Origin of the sequence: Bradyrhizobium sp. ISRA442, from assembly GCF_038085055.1 — a bacterium.
In the GTDB taxonomy this organism is placed as follows: domain Bacteria; phylum Pseudomonadota; class Alphaproteobacteria; order Rhizobiales; family Xanthobacteraceae; genus Bradyrhizobium.
In genome coordinates, this window is sequence record NZ_JALGCN010000011.1 from 224,926 (window position 1) to 242,805 (window position 17,880).

The window sequence follows — 17,880 nt, forward strand, 5'->3', positions numbered from 1 at the left end:
GCAGCGATGCGCTCTCTTCGTTTCCGACTGCTGGCTCTGTGGATCATGCTGGTCGTCTCCGGCATTGCGACCGGTTACCTGCTGTTCGAGTCATTTCAGCAGACCGCCAATGCGCGCCTGGCGCGGTCCGAGGAACTCGTCGCCCGCGCCTGCCGCGATCTCGCCGACCGCTATCAATTCTTTGTCGCGGGCTGGTCTGGCGGGCCGATCGACGATCGGCTCAAAGGCGAGCTGACCGGTGTGACCCAGACCGCTCTCGCCGGCGCGGCCGGTGTGGAAGGCGGAATCTGGCAAGCCGACGCCGGCTCGCTTGCCTACGCATTTCCGACCTACGAAGGGACCGGCCCGAAGACCGATCTGCCGGCAGCCGAGCAGAACACCATTCGCGAGGTCAACTCCGAGGCCTTGCGCTCCGGGCGCCCCGCATCGATCCAGCAAGCCGGCCGATCCCAGGTCCTCATCGTGCATGCGTGCCCGCTGCGCGGCCCGTTGCAAGGCGCCACCGGCTGGACCATGACGCGAGTCTTCACCGCGCAGGGACCCGCATACACGCAGTTGCTGGCCGGCCTCATGGTTCTGGCCCTGACGATCTTCGGATCGGCCCTCTGGCTCGCCCGACTGCTCTACACGTGGTCGCGCAACATCGCGCTGATCGAGAGCGAGCTTGACCACCGGCGGGACGGTCTGGTCGACCTGCCGAAGCTGGCGCGTACCGGCACGCCCGAGCTCGATCGGCTGGTGGATGCCTTGAATGCGACCGGCGAGCGTCTCTCGCTCGAGCGCCGGCGCGCCGCGAGCGCCGAGCGGCTCGCCGCGCTCGGCCGCCTGTCGGCCGGCCTTGCGCATGAAATTCGCAATCCGATCGCAGCAATGCGCTTGAAGGCCGAGAACGCGCTCGCCGTCGCTGACGGCTCACGCAGCAACGCGGCTCTCAGCACCATCCTGCAACAGGTTGACCGGCTCGATCTTCTGTTGCGGGATTTGCTGGATATGACCCAGGCGCACGAGCCGAAGCTCACGGACGTCGATCTTGCGTCCTTCATCCAAAGGACGTTGGACGCCCATCGCGAGCTCGCGGCCGCCAAGGACCTGATCATAACGGCGGGAACCGAAGGCGCGTGCCGGGAGTTGCCACGGTTCGACCCCTTTCAGATGCAGCGCGCGTTGGACAATCTGATCCTCAACGCCATCCAGAACTGCCCGCCCGGAGGCATCGTGGCGGTCGACGCCCGCCGCCGGGATGGCAGCCTGGTGCTGCGGGTTGCCGATACCGGTGCCGGCATTTCCGCCGAGCTGCGCGAACACCTGTTCGAACCGTTCGTCACCGGACGGCCGGACGGCACCGGGCTCGGTCTTGCCATTGTGCGCGAGATCGCGCGAAATCATGACGGCGAAGCACGGCTCGTGCCGGCCCCACGCGGCGCGACGTTCGAGATCGAGGTGCCATGGCGATCATCCTGATTGTCGATGACGATGCGGCGCTGCGCGACGGTCTCGCCGAAGCGCTGACCGATCTTGGCCATACCCCTCGCGTGGCGGCGTCCGGCCGGGAGGGCCTTGCCGCGCTCAGCGACGACGTCGACGCTGTGCTGCTCGATCTGCGCATGCCCGGCGGCATGGATGGCATCGAGGTGCTGCGTCGAATCCGGTCGGAACGCGATGCGCCGCCGGTCGTGGTGCTGACGGCGTTTGCCAGCGCCGCGAACACGATCGAAGCCATGAGGCTCGGCGCCTTCGATCATCTCAGCAAGCCGATCGGCCGCGAGGAGCTGAAGGCGCTACTGAAGCGCCTGCCCGAACGCGCGCATTCGATCCTGGTACCCGCGCGCGAGGCCGGCGACAGCTTGATCGGATCGAGCGAGGCGATGCGCAGCGTCCAGAAGGCGATTGGGCTCGCTGCCGACAGCGATGCGATCGTCTTGATCCATGGTGAAACCGGCACCGGCAAGGAGCTGGTGGCTCGCGCACTCCACATCTACGGTAAGCGCAAGGATGATCCGTTCGTCGCGGTCAATTGCGCGGCCATTCCCGAAGACCTGCTCGAGAGCGAATTGTTCGGCCATGTGAGGGGCTCCTTCACAGGCGCGACCGCAGACCGGGCCGGCGCGTTTCGCGACGCCGGCAATGGCACGCTGTTCCTCGACGAGATCGGCGACATGCCGCTTGCCATGCAGGCGAAAATCCTGCGCGCCCTGCAAGAGCAGGTCGTTACCCCCGTGGGTGGCAAGCCGGTGCGCACCACCGCGCGCGTCATCACTGCCACCCATCGCGATCTTGCCAAACTCGTCGCGGCGAAGGAGTTTCGCGAAGACCTCTACTACCGGCTCAACGTCCTGCCCATTGCGATTCCGCCGCTGCGCGAGCGCGCGGCGGATATCGTCCCGCTCGCCGAGCACTTCCTTGCCCGTGTTGCCACGCCAAGCGGATGGCATAAGCGGCTCAACGCCGCGGCGATCGAGAAGTTGCAGCGTCATGGCTGGCCCGGCAACGTCCGCGAGCTTCGCAATGTGATCGAGCGTGCCTACATCCTAACCCGGTCCGACGTGATCGGGCCCGGCGACATCGACACCAGCCGCGCCGACGTGCAGCCGCCAGATTCCCCTCCCGATGCGGACCTTCCGGCCGCAGTCGCGCAGCTTGAGAAGACGATGATCCTGCGCGCGCTGGCTGCGTGCGATGGCAACCGGACGGAAGCTGCGCGCCGACTCGGCATCAACCGCCAGCTTCTCTACACCAAGATGCAGCGCTACGGGATTGCGGCGGAGGCGTCAGAAAACCTGACGGACCGTGTCCGCAAAGACGACGAATAACCCCGGCACCTTGCAACAACTCCTTTGAAATCAACGATCTCGCGACTGGCACATCGCTTGCTCAAGCATGGCCAAGCGACATCGTCGCGAAATCGAAAGGAGTTGTTGCATGAAAACAGCACGCATGCGATGGCCGTTATATGCGCTGCTCGCCACCACGGCGATCGGCGCCAATGCGGCCGCCTACGCGCAGACCACAGGCCCGATATGGGATTCCTCTCAGCTTCCGGAGTCGCGCGGCACGGTCAAGCAATACACGCTGACACCGCGCGGCGACGTCGATGGCATCATCCTGACCGATGGCACCGAGGTGAAGCTGCCGCCGCATCTGACAGCACAAACGGTCTTCTCGATCCACCCGGGCGATCAGGTCTCGATCCGCGGCCTGCGGGCCCGCGCGGTGGCCCTGGTCGATGCCGCATCGATCACCAATGTCACCACAGGCCGCAGCGTCGTCGACAGCGGCCCGCCTGACCGGCGCGATCGCGGTCAGGACCAGATGATCAACGGCAGGATCGCCGCGCCGCTGCACGGCAAGCGCGGCGAAGTCAACGGCGCGCTGCTGGAGGACGGCACAGTGCTGCGCCTCCCACCGCCGGAGGCTGAACGTCTGCAGGACTGGTTGCGGCAGGGTCAACCCGTCTCGGTGCGCGGCGGCATCCTCGACACGCCACTCGGCAGAGTGGTCGACGTGCAGGCGATCGGAAACTCGCCTGAGCAGATGAGCGAACTCGCCGGCCCGCGGCCGCCCCGCGGTCCCGCGGATGGTCCCGACCGGCGCGGCCCGCCGCCGCCTCCGCCCCTGCCCGGCCCTGGTCTTCCACCTCCTCCGCCCCCGCGCAGCTAATGCGTCCGTTCAACCAACCGAGAAAGAAAAGCCAATGCATTGGATCGATCCTGACTGCCTGCCCGAAGTCGAAGGCACCTTCGAGCGCTTCATTCTCAATCCCCATGGTGAGGTCGATGGCTTCGTCATGAAGCCTGACGGGCGGACTGCAATCCTGGTTCACACGCCACCGCACCTGGAGAGCGAACTGACCCGCCACCTCTCCGCCGGCGACGCGGTCCGCGTTCGGGGTGTGCGGCCACGCGGGGCCGACCTCGTCGCCGCCGTCGCCATCACCTCATCCGATGGGCGACAGATCATCGATGAGGGCCCGGTGCCCGACCGCAAACATCCAAAGCTCAAGCATCAGCCGATGGCCGCCGAAGGCAATGTACGGATGTCTCTGTTCGGCCCAAGGGGCGAGCTTCGCGGCGCACTGCTTTCCGATGGCGTCGTTCTTCGCATCGGGCCCAAGGAGGCCGAGAGCGTCGCGACCCTGCTCGCGCCGGGTGCAAAGGTCGCCGCGCGCGGTGACGGAGCCGAGACGCAGCACGGTCGGGTGATCCATGTGCTGGAGATCGGACCCGGCCCGCACGCACTGAAGCCGGTCAAGACGCCCAAACCCAAAGACAAGACCAAATCCCACGCCGAGGTCCGTGCGGCCTAGGCGGGCGCTCACGGCGAGGACGAAACGCACCGCATTGGTCTGGAGGCTATCGTGTCCACACCTGCAGATCGCAGACGCGCCAGCCGCGCGCTGGATGCGGCCAACTTCTTCCTCGCCGATGTCCGCGATGGCCTCGGCCCCTATCTTGCGGTCTATCTCCTCACGGAGCAACGATGGAACGAAGCCCGGATCGGCCTTGTGATGTCGATCGCTGCGATCGCCGGAATTGTCGCGCAGACGCCGGCGGGCGCGCTGATCGATGCGACCAGGGCCAAGCGCCTGGCGATGGCTGCCGCAGCCACTCTGGTGACGGTCGCCTCACTGACGCTGCCGCTCTTCCCGCGCTTCGTGCCGGTCGCCATCTCGCAAAGTATTGCGCATGCCGCCGGCGTGATTTTTCCGCCGGCGCTTGCCGCCGTATCGCTCGGCACGGCTGGCCATCGCGCCTTCACCGCACGGATCGGACGCAACGAGACGTTCAACCACGCGGGCAATGCCGCGGCTGCGGCGATTGCGGGCATCGGGGCCTACCAATTCGGTCCAACCATCGTGTTCTACCTGCTCGCCTTCATGTCGCTGGCAAGTCTCGTCAGTATCATGCTCATCCCCGAACGTGCCATCGACCATGACCTCGCCCGCGGTTTGGCTGACGGTCGCGCAGGCGAGCAGCCGTCGGGCTTCAGCGTGCTCCTCACCTGCCGTCCCCTGCTCGTCTTCGCGATCTGCGTCGTGCTGTTTCACCTCTCCAACGCGGCGATGCTGCCGCTGGTCGGGCAAAAACTCGCTCTTCAGGACAAGAACATGGGCACCAGCCTGATGTCGGCCTGCATCGTCGCGGCGCAGGTGGTGATGGTGCCGTTCGCGATGCTGGTCGGCGCCTGTGCCGACCGCTGGGGCCACAAGCACTTCTTCCTCGCCGCGCTCTTGATCCTGCCCATCCGCGGCGCACTCTACACGCTCTCCGACAATCCGTACTGGTTGGTCGGCGTACAGCTCCTCGATGGTGTCGGCGCCGGCATTTTTGGCGCGATCTTTCCCGTGATCGTCGCCGACCTCATGCGCAACACCGGTCGCTTCAACGTCGCCCAGGGCGCGGTGATCACGGCGCAAAGCTTGGGTGCAGCCCTGTCGACCACACTGGCCGGCCTGGTCGTGGTCGGCGCGGGCTATAGCGCAGCATTCCTCACGCTTGGTGCAATCGCCGCGATCGGCGCCGTCGTCTGCGTCTTTGCCCTTCCCGAGACGCGCCAAATCGCCCATACAGCACCACCGCAACGGGGGACGACGGTGCTGCCCGCTTCGACCATTGCAGCCGAATAGCCATCGAACGAGGACCGACATTGCCACTCGCGCCGCACGACAATCTTTGGGCCTGGAGCATCATCCTGCCGGCGACCGCAGGCGTGATCATCCGCCCCTTTCGCCTGCCGGAGGCGGTCTGGGCACTGGCCGGTGCTGGGAGCCTGGTGCTGTTCGGCTTCCTGTCGTGGGACGACGCGCTCACCGGTATCGCGAAGGGTATCGACGTCTACCTCTTTCTGATCGGGATGATGCTGATCGCCGAGCTGGCGCGGCTCGAAGGCCTGTTTGATTATCTCGCTGCGCTTGCCGTGGAATATGCCGGCGGCTCGCCGCAGCGGCTGTTCCTGCTGATCTATCTCGTCGGTACGCTGGTGACGGTGCTGCTCTCCAACGATGCCACTGCGATCGTGCTGACGCCCGCCGTCTATGCCGCGACGCGCGCGGCCGGCGCAAAGCCGCTGCCCTACCTCTTCGTCTGCGCCTTCATCGCCAATGCCGCGAGCTTCGTGCTGCCGATCTCGAACCCGGCCAATCTCGTGGTGTTCGCCTCCCGCATGCCGCACCTCACCGAATGGCTGCGCCTGTTCGCGCTGCCCTCGCTCGCCTCGATCGTGCTGACCTACATCGTCCTGCGCCTTACCCAGCATCGGGCGCTGAAGGAGGAGACCATCGAGCACCGTGTGCCGCACCGGAAGCTCAGCCGCGGCGGCAAGCTGACGGCTGTCGGTATTGCTGCGATCGGCGCCGTGCTGCTGACGGCCTCGGCACTCGACAAGCAGCTAGGCCTCCCGACCTTCGTCTGCGGCGTGGTGACGACCGGCCTCGTTCTCATGCTCAACCGCCAGTCGCCGCTGCCGGTGCTGAAGCACGTGTCATGGAGCGTGCTGCCGCTGGTCGGCGGCCTCTTCGTCATGGTGGAAGCGTTGGTGAAGACCGGCGTGATCGGCCATCTGTCCGCATTGCTGCACGAGGCCGTCGCGCAGTCGGTGCCGAAAGCTGCCTGGAGCGTCGGGATCGCAACCGCGATCGCCGACAATATCGCCAACAACCTGCCGGTCGGTCTCGTGGCGGGATCGATCGTCGCCAGCGACCATCTGCCGGCCTCCGTCGTCAGCGCCATCCTGATCGGCGTCGATCTCGGGCCGAACTTTTCGATCACCGGATCGCTCGCCACCATCCTCTGGCTGGTGGCGCTGCGGCGGGAAAAGATCGAGGTCGGCGCCTGGCCATTCCTCAAGCTGGGCCTGCTCGTGACGCCGCCGGCCCTGATCGCGGCGTTAGCTGCGGCAATCTGGTAGCCGCACACTGGGCTTAAGCGCGGCTATTTGCGCCATATCAATATCGCCGGCAAGAACGGACCTATCATTCAGCTTGTCGCGCCTGCTCATGCGGCGCGGCAAGGAGGTCCATCATGCAGAATAAGGAATTGCCGAAGCACTTCTCGCCGCGCCGCCAGATGCAGGCTTTGGCCCGCCCGGGCGAACATCAGCCCGAGAAGGCCAACGCTCTGCTCGCGTTCACGGCCGCGGTGCTGCTGCTCCTGCTCGCCATCGTGGCGATCGACCAGCATAGCGCCGCGCTGGAAGCGATCGGCCTGCTCGGTCATACGGCTACGATCGATCCGATCTTCATGAGCCCCTGACGCGCCGAAGACGCGTCGAGCGGGTTGATCGCGGCGACACCGCCGCGATCAACTATTGCGATGCCGGCGGACAAATCCGCCCGCGAGCACGGTCAGTCGTTCTCGTAGCCGTAGACTTCCGGCAGGATGAAGATTGCGGCGAGCAATCCGATCAGCGGGAAGATCGCGACGAACAGCGTGGCATTCGCCTGTCCGATCGCCGCGAACAGCGACGGGAACAGGAAGATCGCCAGGAACGACGGCAGCTTCACGAACATGTAGGCAAAGCCGCTCGCGGTGCCGCGATATTTTGGCTTCGCAACCATGGTCGGGATCGTCATGCAGTTCGAGGCGTCCCAATAATGGCCCCACAGCATCGCGGCCGCGGCGAACGGCAGCAGCATCTTGTTGTCGGTGTAGAGCGCGAAGGCCGCGACCAGGAGCGAGGCTAGCACGATGCCGAAGCCGGCGATCGCGATGCCGCGATGGCCGATCTTCGGCGTCAGCAGCGGACCCACCCAGCCCGACACCGCGGCAAGACAGAACAGTCCCATCGTCACCAGGTTGTTGCCGAGCACGCTCGACACGCCGACCATGACAAACAGCACTGGCAGGTAGAAGGCGAAGGTCGAGAACTCGCTGCCCTGGGCAAAGCAGGCGATCCAGCCGTAGATCGTGGCGCGCCAGCGGATCGGATCCTTCTTGAGGTCGGCGAGGAACGCGCGGGTAGAGACCTTCGGCACCTCCACGTCCTGATCCGGCAGCATGTCGAGATTGTCGTTGAACATCTCGCGCGCGACCTGCTTGGCCTCGCGGAAGCGTCCCTTCTGCACCAGCCACACCGCCGTCTCCGGCACGTCGTGGCGCATGATCAGGATGATCAGCGCCGGCACCGCACCGAGACCGAGCGTCACGCGCCACAGCATCTCGTGCTGCATATCGATCAGGAGGAAGATGACGATGACGCCGATGGTTAGGACTTCGCCGATCGCGAACATGAACTGCCAGCGGTTGCCCATGACCTCCCGCTCGCCCTTGGCCATGGATTCCATGATGTAGGTGTAGCCGGTCGAGATGTCGGAGCCGAGGGGAATGCCGAGCAGGAAGCGGATCACGACGAGCCAGCCGACGCTGGGCACGAAGGCCTGTGCGAGCGCCAGCACGATGAACATCACCATCGTCACCAGGAACATCACACGGCGGCCGATCTTGTCGGACAGCCAGCCTCCGAGCAGCGCGCCGATCAGCGCGCCGCCCTGCGTGCCGGCGGCGGCAAGGCCCAGCATCAACGGATCGGGATTGTACTGCTCGCGGATGAAGATCAGCACGAAGGCGATCGAATACAGATCCCAAGCCTCGACCAGGATCGAAGCCATCATCAGCCAGCCAACCTTGTTGCCTTTCGGACTGTAGTTGGTGATGAGGTAGCGGACCGCGGCTTCGCTCGCGGTCGGTTGTGGCATGGCCATCGTTGACATGTTGTCTGGTCCTCCTGAAAACTCGTTACGTGCCCAGTAGCGGCTCGATGCTGCAATCGAGCAGTCGCGGGTCGATCCCCGCCTCCATTCCCGTGAACATGAAGTCCATGTAGTCGATCAGTGCATCGCTGGCCTTCACCGCATCATCGACGCGGCGGCTGGCGACCGCATTGAGAATGGCCAGATGATGATCGATCGTACCGGACAGGTCGGCCTGGCCCGGCATGAAGCGGTGATGGATGAAGCCGATGCGGCGATAGAGCGTATGCAGCGGCCGCAGCGTGTGGGCGAGGAACGGCTCGCCGGCCGCCTCCAGCACCAGCGCGTCGATGCGGCGATCGATGCTGTTGAATTCGTCGAGAGTGAGGCTCGCACGCCGCTCGCGCAGCAGCCGCTCGATGTGCAGGGCCTGGTTGCGATGCGAGAGGCTGGCGCGGTCGGCTGCAAGACGGATCACGAAGCGCTCCATGTCGCGGCGCAGGCCAAGCAGCATGCGCTCGCGCGCCAGATCAATCGGGGCGATGTGCAGCCCGTGGCGCGGGCGGATAATGATCAGCGTGTCGGCGGAGAGGCGATTGACGGCGTGATGCACCGGCGTGCGGCCGAAGCCGGTAATCTGCTGCAGCTCCAGCATCGTCATGAACTGGCCGGGCTTGAGCTCGCAATGGACGAGCAGTTCCTCGATCTTTTGATACGCAAGCTCGAAGAAGTTGAGGCGGTTGCGGCGGCTGGGCCTGCCGTCGCCGTCGTCGTCTGATCTCACCACCTCGAGCGCGCGCTTGCGCCGTGCCATGTCGTCCTCCCGTCCGCCCGCATTGTCGTCCTTGCAGGGCGGCGCCTTGTTTCTGGCCCTCTTAAAACATGTTGTGATATATTACAAGCAAGCGTAAGACTGCCCGCCGAGACTGCCGCTTCATGCGGCGCGGAAATCAACAACAAACGGGCGCAATGCGTTCGTGTGGGGAGGACTGTTGCCGTGAAGATCACGTCGATCGAAACCATGCGCACCGAGGAATTCTCCAACGTCATCTGGGTACGCATCCACACCGACGCCGGCGTGATCGGTCTCGGCGAGACCTTCTATGGCGCGGGCGCCGTCGAAGCGCAGATCCACGACACCTTTGCCGCCCGCCTGCTCGGCCGCAATCCGCTGCACATCGAGGCGATCCACCGCGACATGCTCAACCTGCCGATGGCGCAGTCCTCGACCGGTGTCGAATATCGCGCGGCTTCGGCGATCGACATCGCGCTGTGGGATCTGTTCGGCAAGGTCTGTGGCCAGCCGGTGCATCAGATGCTCGGCGGTCTCTGCCGCGACAAGCAGCGCATCTACAACACCTGCGCCGGCACCAAATACGTCCGCTCGACCAATATCAGCCCGGTCGCCAACTGGAATCTCGGCGCGTCCGAAGGACCGTACGAGGATCTCGACGCCTTCATGACCCGCGCCGATGCGCTGGCCGAGAGCCTGCTCGAAAGCGGCATCTCCGCCATGAAGATCTGGCCGTTCGATCCGGCAGCGCAGGAGAACAAGGGCCTGTTCATCACCGCGGCGCAAATGAAGCAGGCGATCGAGCCGTTCGAGAAGATCCGCAAAGCCGTCGGCGACAAGATGGAGATCATGGTCGAGCTCCACTCGCTGTGGAATCTACCTGCGGCCAAGCAGATCGCCCGCGCGCTCGAGCCCTACAAGCCGACCTGGTACGAAGACCCGATCCGGATGAACTCGCCGCAGGCGCTGGCCGAATATGCGCGCTCGACCGATGTCTGGGTCTGCGCCAGCGAGACGCTGGGGTCGCGCTTCCCCTACAAGGACATGCTCGACCGCGACGCCATGCATGTGGTGATGGCGGACCTGTGCTGGACCGGCGGCCTCACCGAGGGCCGCAAGATCGCCGCCATGGCCGAAACCTATCACCGGCCTTTTGCTCCTCATGATTGCATCGGCCCGGTGGGCTTCATCGCCGCCATCCACATGTCCTTCAGCCAGCCCAACACGCTGATCCAGGAATCGGTGCGCGCCTTCTACAAGGGCTGGTACAATGAGCTCGTCACCACCATGCCGGTGATCAAGGACGGCTACGTCTTCCCGATGGAAGGACCCGGCCTTGGCGTCGACCTCCTGCCCGCGGTATTCGACCGCAGCGATCTCACCGTGCGCCGCTCCAACGTCTGAGGAATTTCGAGATGAGCACCTCCCTCTTCGACCTTTCCGGCCGCACCGCGCTCGTGACCGGCTCTTCCCGTGGCCTCGGCCGCGCCATCGCCGAGGGCATGGCCAAGGCCGGCGCCAAGATCATCGTCAACGGCGTCGATCCCAAGCGCGTCGAGCAAGCCGTCGGCGAATTTCGCGCCGCGGGGCACCAGGCCGAGGGCGCGGCCTTCAACGTCACCGATGAGGCGGCCATCGTCGCCGCCTTCGATGCGTTCGACAAGAAGGGCCTTGCCGTCGACATCGTCGTCAACAATGCCGGCATCCAGCACCGCAAGCCGCTGGTGGAATTTACCACCGACGAATGGCGCAAGGTGATCGAGACCAACCTCACCAGCGCCTTCGTCATCGGCCGCGAGGCAGCCAAGCGCATGATCCCGCGCAAGCACGGCAAGATCATCAATATTGGCTCGCTCGGCAGCGAGCTGGCGCGCCCCACCATCGCGCCCTACACCGCCGCCAAAGGCGGCATCAAGAACCTCACCCGCTCGATGGCGGTGGAATGGGCCCAGCACGGCATTCAGGCCAATGCGATCGGCCCCGGCTACATGCTCACCGACATGAACGAAGCTCTGGTCAACAATCCCGACTTCAACAACTGGCTGATGGGCCGCATTCCTTCGAAGCGCTGGGGCAAGCCGGATGAGCTGGTTGGGGCCGCGATTTTCCTGGCTTCAGATGCCTCCACCTGCGTCAACGGCCAGATCATCTATGTCGATGGTGGCATGATCGCCGCGATGTGATCGCGAGCGAGAAACAAGGGAGCAAGCCATGCGCGCCGTCGTCATCCACGCACCGAAGGACCTGCGGATCGACAGCTATCCCGATGCGGCGCCGGGTGCAGGCGAGGTCCGCGTCAAGATCGCAAATGGCGGCATCTGCGGCTCGGACCTGCATTACTATCATCATGGCGGCTTCGGCACCGTGCGCATCCAACAGCCGATGGCGCTGGGCCACGAGATCGCCGGCGTTGTCGCGGCGGTCGGTGACGGCGTCAGCCATGTGAAGCCGGGCGCGCGCGTTGCCGTCAACCCGAGCAAACCGTGCGGCCAATGTCTGCATTGCCAGGAAGGCATGCGCAACCAGTGCCTCGACATGCGCTTTCTCGGCAGCGCGATGCGCTTTCCGCATGTGCAGGGCGGCTTTCGCGAATTCCTGACCGTCGATGCCACGCAGGCGGTGCCGATCGCCGACAGGCTATCGCTGGCGGAAACTGCGGTCGCCGAGCCACTCGCGGTGTGCCTGCATGCCGGCAAGCAGGCGGGTCCGCTGCTCGGCAAGCGCGTGCTGATCACTGGCTGTGGCCCGATCGGCGCGCTGATGATTTTGGTTGCGCGCTTCGGCGGCGCCGCGGAGATCGTGGTGACGGATGTTGCCGAGGCGCCGCTAGCGGTCGCCAAGAAGCTCGGCGCCAGTCACGCCATCAACGTCGCGAGCAATGCCGCGGCGCTCGATGCCTGGCGCGCCGGCAAGGGCGTGTTCGACACGCTGTTCGAAGCCTCCGGCAACCAGGCCGCGCTGCGCACTGCGCTCGACCTGCTGCAGCCGGGCGCCAGTCTCGTGCAGCTCGGCCTCGGCGGCGAGATGACGCTTCCGATCAACACCATCGTCGCCAAGGAATTGCAGCTCCGCGGCACCTTCCGCTTCGATCCCGAATTCGAGCTCGCGGTGCGGCTGATGGGCGAAGGCCTGATCGACGTGAAGCCGTTGATCACCGCCGCCATGCCGTTCGAGAATGCGGTCGCGGCGTTCGAGCTCGCCAGCGACCGCTCGCAATCGATGAAGGTGCAGTTGACGTTCTGAGGCCAGCCGCGAGCCTCAGGGCTGCGCGGCGCCTTCGATGAGCCGATCGCCGACCAGCCGGACGGCGCCGCGCTTCCAGGAATAGTCGGCGCCCATGCGCAGCCCGCTGTCGCCGCGCGACACCACGGCGCCAGTCCGGGCATCCCGCACCTGGAAGCCGATCGTATATTCGGTGCGGCTGACCCGCCGCACCACGCCGATCAGCGATTGATCTGCGCCGAGCTTTGCCGCGATGGCGGCATCGCAGCCGTTGCAGTCGCGCAAGGCGCGGGATCTCACGGCGTCCTCGCGCACGCCGCTGACGTCGACGATGCGATAGCGGCCCGATTGCCCGAGCGCTTCGCGCACCGCAGTCGTCACCTCGGTCAGATAGGAGCTATCTGTGGCCGCGAGGCCCACCGCGGGTGCAGCCGTGTTGTCGTCGAGTTCGAACTCGAACACCGCAAGTGCGATCGGCGCCGGTGCGGCGAGCGCCGCCAGGATCTCGCGCGCGACGAAGCGCTCGGCGTGCTCCCACGCCTCGTCATTGTCGCCGCGAAAGGTGTAGAGCTTGTCCATCACGACCTTGCGGGCAGCGACGTCGATCACCGCGACCTTTGCCCATTGCACCAACGTGCTCGTCTTCTGGATGCCGCCGATGACCTTGAACGCTGCCCCGTCCTGCGCGGTCGGAACAAGCCGGTAGCGCTCGCCGGCGGCGATGTCCCGTCGCAGCGCGGCCATGAACGCGGCCAGCCGCTTCTCGTGAGCGGCGGTCTGGTTGGCGGGCTCGCCCGACGTGTCCAGATAGCTGAAATCATCGATGGCAACGCCACCAAGCCCAGCGGCGGACGCAGCAGCGGTCCGCAGAACGAGCAGGAGAATTGAAACGAACACAGGCAGGGATCGACGCATGGGCGGCCTCGCGGGATGGACGGGCCTTGACCCTAGGCCGGCAGCCCCCGCCCCCGCAGCCATCTAGGTCCCGGCAAGGCCCGGGAAAATTTCACGACGTCGTCCCGGATCGTCAGCGCCGCTTTCCGGCGGTTCCGTTCTGCCGTTAAATGGCCGAAGACCAGTCAGGGTGTCCGCCGATGTGGAACCGCTCCAAGCCCGACCTAAAACTCCGCCTGACGCTCCGCGTGGCGGCGATCTCCGCGCTCTGCTTCGCGGCGATCGCGGCCTACTTCCTCGTCGAGGCCGACCGTTCGGTGCACGCTAGGATCGATGCGATCGCGGCTCTCGCCGCGAAGACGCTGGAGCTCCAGCGCAACAAGATCCAATGGGTCAACAACCCGCGCTCCGAATTTCCGAACCTGGACAATGTCGCCGCCTCCGTGATGGCGCCCGGCCTCTGTCTCGCCTTTCGCGGCAGCAACGGCGATGTCGTACAGCGCTTCTGCGGCGGTGCACCCAATGCAGGCGGTGAACCGCCACGGGTCTTCGCCGCCTTCTATCGCAGCCTGTTCGATCCGGGCCGCGAGGCCGTCCGCACGGTCGAGGCGCGCGGGATGAAGATCGGCGAAGCCGTCGCATGGATCGATCCGGCCGTGCTCACGGCGCAAGCCTGGCATGAGGCGGGCCGGCTGACGACCGCGCTCGCGATCGCGCTGCCGCTGCTCTGTGCCCTCGTCTATGCGGCGTTGGCCCGCGCGTTGCGTCCGACACAGGTGGTTCGCGCCGGCCTCGAACGGATCACCGCCAACGACCTGACGGCACGGCTGCCGCCGTTCGATCTGGCGGAGCTGTCGGCCATTCGCGAGGTGTTCAACCATCTGGCCGAGACTCTCGCCACCACACTCGCGGAACGCAGCGAGCTGACGCGCAAGCTGATTGCCCTCCAGGACGAGGAGCGCCGTCATCTTGCGCGCGAATTGCACGACGAATTCGGGCAATCGCTCGCTGCGATCCGCGCCCTCGCCGCATCGGCGCGTCAGACCGCCGCGGAAGACTGCCCGGCCCTGCTTGCCGAATGCGACGGTATCGCACGCACCGCAACGGACATGATGGAGACGTTGCGCGGCGCGCTGTTCAGACTGCGTCCGCCCGATGTCGACGAGCTCGGCCTCGTCGCCAGCCTCGAGGGCCTGGTCGCCGGCTGGAACGGGCGCAGCCGCGGCCGGCCAAAGTTCGACGTCCGCTTCGACGGCGCGTTCGAGAACCTGCCCGCCGCCGTCGGTGCCGGGCTCTACCGTATCGTACAGGAAGCGCTCACCAATGCGGCAAAGCATGCCGGCGCCACGCGCGTCAGCCTCGAACTAGCCGCACGCGGGGCTGCGGAGAATGAAGATCGTGTCATCGCACTTTGCATCACTGACGATGGCCGCCCCGGCGATGCCGCAGTCAAATCCGGCATGGGCCTGCTCGGAATGCGCGAGCGCGTCGCCGCGCTCGGCGGCGAGCTCAGCTTCGACACGGGCGGGACTTGCGGCGCGACGCTGCGCGTCGTAATCCCCGCACCGGTCGATTCCATCATCATAGAGCGCGCCGCATGAACGGAGCCGGCTGCGCCATCATGCTGGTCGACGATCATGCCGTCGTTCGCGAAGGCTATCGCTCGGTGTTGCAGAAGCAGCCGGGCTTCCGCGTCGTGGCCGAGGCCTCCGACGGGGCGGAGGCGTACCGCCTGTTCAAATCGGCAAAACCGGATCTCGTGATCATGGATCTGAGCATGCCCGGCATCGGCGGGATCGAAGCGATCAGGCGGATCAGGCAATGGGACAAGGGCGCGCGCATCCTCGTCTTCACCATGCACCAGAACGCAGGTTTTGCCGTGCAGGCGATCCGCGCCGGCGCTAGGGGCTATGTCACCAAGACCAGTCCGCCCGAGACGCTGGTGCGTGCCGTGACCGACATTCTCGCCGGCAAGATCGCCATCAGCCCCGACATCGACCACGAGCTGGCGCTGAGCCGGCTTGCCGGCGAGAGCTCCGCCGCCGACGTCCTCACCGCGCGCGAGTTCGAGGTGCTGCGCTTGCTGCTCGCCGAACGGAGCACGCAGGAGATCGCCGAAACGCTCCACGTCAGCCCGAAGACGGTGGCGAACCTGCACTCCCTGATCAAGGACAAGCTCGGCGTCGCCTCCGACATCGAGCTGGTCCGGCTGGCCCTGCGCCAGGGCCTGCTGACGCAGGCCGACCTGGGCGAAGCCTGAGCGCCGCGAGCGGCGTCGGATCATTCGCGGGAGATCACCGAGTCGAGCCACGCGCAGTTCAACGGCGGCACGCTTGGGTCTGGCACGCGGACCCCGCGCGCGGCCGCATCCAATCGCATGTCGCGCAGGCGCTTGCGCTGTTCTTCGGGCATGTACAGCCGCTCGTGGCCCCACAGCGATGGGCCGTCGAAGGTCTCGTGCGGCTGCCAGGTCTCGGGATCGATGACCCGCCCGCCCCAGCCATATTCGATGAAGAAACCTGATGGCGTGTTGACGTAGAACGAGGTCATGTGGTCGTTGGTGTGCCGCCCCAGCGTGTAGGCGACGCGGCCCTCGTCCATCTGCGCGAGATCATAGCCCTGCCCGACATCGTCGAGGCTGCCGAGCTCGACCATGAAATGGTGCAGCGCCTTCCGCCCCGAACCCACCATCGCAAAGCTGTGGTGGCGGCCGTTGACGTGGAAGAAGTAGAGCCGATAGGGCTTCAGCCCGAAGTCGGAGACGTGAAAGCCGAGCACGTCGCGATAGAACGGCAACAGCGGCTCGACGTCCTCCACGTTGAGCACGACGTGTCCCATGCCGAGCGCGCCGGTGCGGAAGCCCGAGATCGGCCGGCCTGGCTTGAACGGCTCGGTCGCAAGCTCGGGCTTGCAGAACGCTTCGAGCCGGTTGCCGGCGGGATCCGCGAATGCAATCAGCTCGGTCACGTGCCGCTCGTCCGCGAGCGCGCGCGACCCGCGCGTCACCTTCACGGCGTGCCTTTCGAGGCGGTCGGCGAGCCGGTCGAGTTCGGCGGTGGACGGAACCTCCCAGCCCATCATCGCCAGGCCAGCATCGCTGCTACCATCGACGATCAGCCGCTGCTTGCGATCGTCCATGCGGAAGGCGCGCATCTTGCCGCCGCGGTCGATCTGCTGCATGCCGAGCAAGCCGGTCGCCATTCGGCTCCACTGGTCGAGCTCCGATGAACTGATCCCGATATAGCCGAGCGCGGTGATTTCCATCGACGTCCTCCCGATCGTCTCGCGTTCGCCGCACTGCGTCGAACTTGATACCGGCCGCGCGCGATCCTACGGTGGCATCCCGGCAATCGCTTCGCGTTCGCGAGGACGATAGTCGCGGGACGAAGCGGCACAAGGGAGGAAATTCGAAGTGTCCAAGGAGCGGACGCGGGCGGACCGGCCACGGCAGTCGGAGGGCGTCCGCGCCTTCAAGCGCGGACTGGACGTGCTGCACGAGGTCAACCGCTCCGGCGGCATCCGCGCCGGCGACGTCGCGCGCGCCCTCGACCTGCCTCGCCCCACCGTCTACCGCTTGCTCGAAACGCTGGAGGAGCTCGGCTACGTCGCGCGTAGCGCCAGCGACGACCGCTTTCGCGTCACCCGCCGCGCCCTCAGCCTCGGCGACGGCTACGACCCCGGCGTGGTGATCTGCCAGGCGGCGGCGCCTTTTCTCGCCGAGCTCAGCAAGGCCCTGGTCTGGCCAGTCGACCTCTCCACCTACGAGAACGCGGCGATGGTGGTGCAGGAGACCACCCATTCCCGCAGCCCGCTCTCGATCGATCGCGGCATGATCGGCAAGCGCCTGCCGATGTTGCGCACCTCTGCGGGGCGCGCCTATCTCGCCGCCTGCCCCGCGCGCGAGCGCGACCTGATCGTCAACCATCTGCGCCGGATCGACGAGGTCGACGACCGCCCCTTCCTCGAATCCGCTCGCTTCGACCGCATGATCGCCGAGACCCGGGCACGCGGCTACGCCATCCGCAGCGAAGGCGAATACAATCCCAAGACCGCCTCGATCGCCGTTCCCATCGTCCGCAGCGGCGCGGTGTTTGGCTGCATCTCCATCATCTGGATCCGCTCGGCGCTCGGGATCGACGAGGCGATCGCGCAGTTCGCGACGCAGCTACAGGAGACGGCGTCCGCGATTCCGGTCGGGGTTTAGACCTCACCCAAAGCCATATGTCGTCGCTCTCGCGCTGACTCCTCCGCACCGTCATGCCAGGCTTGACGAGTGCTAGCATCCGTC

General features: G+C 65.9%; 17 protein-coding genes. 13 read left to right on the forward strand and 4 right to left on the reverse strand.

Translation table 11 applies throughout. The features are described 5' to 3' along the window. The first annotated feature begins 6 nt into the window (after positions 1–6). From MTR72_RS23730 to MTR72_RS23760, 7 genes are all read left to right on the forward strand, one after another. Positions 7–1,461, forward strand: coding sequence for a sensor histidine kinase (locus MTR72_RS23730; RefSeq protein WP_341511156.1), 1,455 nt, complete (start codon positions 7–9; stop codon positions 1,459–1,461). Beyond that, on the forward strand, positions 1,446–2,810 hold the full coding sequence (locus tag MTR72_RS23735; RefSeq protein WP_341511157.1) for a sigma-54-dependent transcriptional regulator: 1,365 nt from the start codon (positions 1,446–1,448) through the stop codon (positions 2,808–2,810). Before MTR72_RS23730 ends, MTR72_RS23735 begins: the two co-directional genes overlap by 16 nt. A gap of 109 nt (positions 2,811–2,919) precedes the next feature. Next, entirely contained in the window at positions 2,920–3,657 is a 738-nt protein-coding gene (locus MTR72_RS23740; RefSeq protein WP_341511158.1) for a hypothetical protein, read from the forward strand. Between the two features lie 34 nt (positions 3,658–3,691). Beyond that, positions 3,692–4,303, forward strand: a complete 612-nt coding sequence (locus MTR72_RS23745) for a hypothetical protein (protein WP_341511159.1) — start codon at positions 3,692–3,694, stop codon at positions 4,301–4,303. 51 nt (positions 4,304–4,354) lie between these two features. Further along, positions 4,355–5,623: an MFS transporter gene (locus tag MTR72_RS23750; RefSeq protein ID WP_341511160.1), complete on the forward strand. Its 1,269-nt coding sequence runs from the start codon at positions 4,355–4,357 to the stop codon at positions 5,621–5,623. A 20-nt stretch (positions 5,624–5,643) separates the two neighbouring features. Continuing rightward, positions 5,644–6,903 (forward strand): arsenic transporter, encoded by a 1,260-nt coding sequence (locus MTR72_RS23755; protein WP_341511161.1) that lies wholly within the window; start codon positions 5,644–5,646, stop codon positions 6,901–6,903. A gap of 113 nt (positions 6,904–7,016) precedes the next feature. Next, on the forward strand, positions 7,017–7,247 hold the full coding sequence (locus tag MTR72_RS23760; RefSeq protein ID WP_280970391.1) for a hypothetical protein: 231 nt from the start codon (positions 7,017–7,019) through the stop codon (positions 7,245–7,247). A gap of 92 nt (positions 7,248–7,339) precedes the next feature. On the opposite strand, the gene MTR72_RS23765 is transcribed toward MTR72_RS23760, so the two are convergent. Together MTR72_RS23765 and MTR72_RS23770 are read right to left on the reverse strand one after the other, a co-directional pair. Continuing rightward, the gene (locus MTR72_RS23765) at positions 7,340–8,704 is read right to left on the reverse strand and encodes an MFS transporter (RefSeq protein ID WP_341511162.1); all 1,365 of its coding nucleotides are present in this window, start codon (positions 8,702–8,704) and stop codon (positions 7,340–7,342) included. A gap of 25 nt (positions 8,705–8,729) precedes the next feature. Further along, positions 8,730–9,497 carry a GntR family transcriptional regulator gene (locus MTR72_RS23770; protein ID WP_341511163.1) on the reverse strand — a complete coding sequence of 256 codons (768 nt, stop codon included), beginning with the start codon at positions 9,495–9,497 and terminating at the stop codon, positions 8,730–8,732. Positions 9,498–9,680: 183 nt separating this feature from the next. Here MTR72_RS23770 and MTR72_RS23775 point away from each other — a divergent pair, with 183 nt between their 5' ends. From MTR72_RS23775 to MTR72_RS23785, 3 genes are read left to right on the forward strand one after another with little or no spacing between them, the layout of a single operon-like run. After that, complete coding sequence (locus MTR72_RS23775; protein ID WP_341511164.1) at positions 9,681–10,880, forward strand: mandelate racemase/muconate lactonizing enzyme family protein; 1,200 nt, start codon at positions 9,681–9,683, stop codon at positions 10,878–10,880. Between the two features lie 11 nt (positions 10,881–10,891). Further along, entirely contained in the window at positions 10,892–11,659 is a 768-nt protein-coding gene (locus tag MTR72_RS23780; RefSeq protein WP_341511165.1) for an SDR family oxidoreductase, read from the forward strand. A 28-nt stretch (positions 11,660–11,687) separates the two neighbouring features. After that, positions 11,688–12,719 carry an L-idonate 5-dehydrogenase gene (locus MTR72_RS23785; protein ID WP_341511166.1) on the forward strand — a complete coding sequence of 344 codons (1,032 nt, stop codon included), beginning with the start codon at positions 11,688–11,690 and terminating at the stop codon, positions 12,717–12,719. 15 nt (positions 12,720–12,734) lie between these two features. Here the strand turns inward: MTR72_RS23785 and MTR72_RS23790 are convergent, their stop codons facing one another. Beyond that, positions 12,735–13,613 (reverse strand): DUF3280 domain-containing protein, encoded by an 879-nt coding sequence (locus tag MTR72_RS23790; RefSeq protein WP_341511167.1) that lies wholly within the window; start codon positions 13,611–13,613, stop codon positions 12,735–12,737. A 179-nt stretch (positions 13,614–13,792) separates the two neighbouring features. On the opposite strand from MTR72_RS23790, the gene MTR72_RS23795 reads away from it, so the two are divergent. Both MTR72_RS23795 and MTR72_RS23800 read left to right on the forward strand, forming a co-directional pair. After that, complete coding sequence (locus MTR72_RS23795) at positions 13,793–15,193, forward strand: sensor histidine kinase (protein ID WP_341511168.1); 1,401 nt, start codon at positions 13,793–13,795, stop codon at positions 15,191–15,193. Next, positions 15,190–15,852, forward strand: a complete 663-nt coding sequence (locus tag MTR72_RS23800; protein WP_341511169.1) for a response regulator transcription factor — start codon at positions 15,190–15,192, stop codon at positions 15,850–15,852. The genes MTR72_RS23795 and MTR72_RS23800 overlap by 4 nt, the downstream gene beginning before the upstream one ends. 20 nt (positions 15,853–15,872) lie before the next feature. Here MTR72_RS23800 and MTR72_RS23805 read toward each other — a convergent pair whose 3' ends face one another. Continuing rightward, positions 15,873–16,856: a VOC family protein gene (locus MTR72_RS23805; RefSeq protein ID WP_341511170.1), complete on the reverse strand. Its 984-nt coding sequence runs from the start codon at positions 16,854–16,856 to the stop codon at positions 15,873–15,875. Positions 16,857–17,004: 148 nt separating this feature from the next. Here MTR72_RS23805 and MTR72_RS23810 point away from each other — a divergent pair, with 148 nt between their 5' ends. Then, on the forward strand, positions 17,005–17,796 hold the full coding sequence (locus tag MTR72_RS23810) for a DNA-binding transcriptional regulator (RefSeq protein ID WP_341511171.1): 792 nt from the start codon (positions 17,005–17,007) through the stop codon (positions 17,794–17,796). Positions 17,797–17,880 lie beyond the last annotated feature (84 nt).